Source organism: Flaviramulus basaltis (assembly GCF_900114265.1).
GTDB classification, from domain to species: Bacteria; Bacteroidota; Bacteroidia; order Flavobacteriales; family Flavobacteriaceae; genus Flaviramulus; species Flaviramulus basaltis.
Genome location: NZ_FPKV01000029.1, coordinates 1 through 1,624, shown reverse-complemented (window position 1 = coordinate 1,624; position 1,624 = coordinate 1). Strand labels below are relative to the sequence as shown.

The following is a 1,624-nucleotide window of genomic DNA, read 5'->3' as shown; positions in this document are numbered from 1 at the left end:
ACAGGAGATTTAAATCAATATCACAAAACTACACTAACATTTGATGCGCTTAGTTTATCTGAAGTTCCTGCAACATATTTAAATTACAGAATGAATGTGACTTTTACAGCACCTTCATCTGCGACTTACACGGTGCCTGCTTATTTTGCAGCCGATGGAAATGCTTCTGAAACTTCAGCTACAAGTGGTAACAAATGGCGCTGCCATTTTAATCCAGATGAAACAGGCATATGGAGTTATTCGGTTTCTTTTAGAACAGGAACTAATATTGCCGTAAGTTTAAATCCTACAGATGGCACACCGACTTCCATAGATGGTGATACTGGTACTTTTGATATTGAAGCAACCAATAAAACAGGTGTTGATTTTAGAGCAAAAGGAAAACTACAATATATTGGGAAAAGTACTGCACAATTTGATAATGGTGATTACTATTTTGAAATGGGTTCTGATAGTCCAGAAACATTTTTAGAATACGCAGACTTTGATGCCACAACTCCTAGACATGATTATAGTGAAATGGCATCGAATTATCTTAGTGGTGACCCTACTTGGAAAGGCGGAAAAGGCACAGGAATTATTGGTGCAGTAAATTACTTAGCTAGTCAAGAGGCTAATATTCAGTACATTATTTTTAATAACATTACAGGTGATGGTGATAGAACTTATCCATTCCCAAACAAAACAGATTATACTACTTATGATGTGTCTAAGCTAGACCAGTGGCAAATAGTTTTTGACCACATGTATAATAAAGGCATAGCCTTAGAAATGGTGTTAGGTGAAACAGAAAACAGCAATTGGTTTGAAGATCAAGAAGGTATAAATAGATCGAATTTTTCAAATAGTAGAAAATTATACTATAGAGAGTTAATTGCTCGATTTGGGTATTTAAATATCGTTTATAATACCGGTGAAGAAGCTAATTGGAATACTAATGGAGACCAATTCACAGCTGCGCAAATAGAAGAAATAGCTGTTTATATTCAAGCATTAAGCCCTTATTCCGATCTAATTTCCGCACACAATGGTTCTGCGAGTAATTTTAGTATTTATCCAGAATTAACAGCTTTATCAGGCACTTCCGCTTTAACAGCCATATCAATTCAAGGTAATTATAATGATTTAAAACTTACACACGACCAAGTTATCAATATTAAAAATTTGGCAATTGCGGATGGTACAGAATGGGTTGTAAGATTCACAGAGCCATATACATCTGTTTTAAATCCTAATATTGAAACATGGACAGAAAAATCGCTATGGCCCAGTATTACAGCTGGTTCTGTGGGCATTCATCATATAGATGGTGCTGGTGGTGATGTAAGTAATGATAATTTAGCACAATATCAGCCTTATCTAGAAAGAATGAAATACGCAAAAAATTTCTTTGAAGATAATAATATCCCTTTTTGGAATATGAGTAATGATGATGCTTCTATTAGTAAAGGGTATTTATTATCGGATAATTTAGAAAATTATATTGCCTTTTTAGCAGATGGTGGAACTGCTACATTAGATTTACCAGGTTCTAATACATATAGTGTTAAGTGGTTTGACCCTAGAAACGGGGGCGATTTAAAAGATGGTTCTGTAACAACTATAAATTCTGATACAAATGTAT

1 protein-coding gene is annotated in these 1,624 nt (G+C 34.4%); it reads left to right on the top strand.

Annotated features, from left to right (window positions below; all coding sequences use genetic code 11):
* On the top strand, positions 1-1,624 hold a 1,624-nt coding region (locus tag BT151_RS18360; RefSeq protein WP_072403822.1), incomplete at both ends, for a DUF5060 domain-containing protein.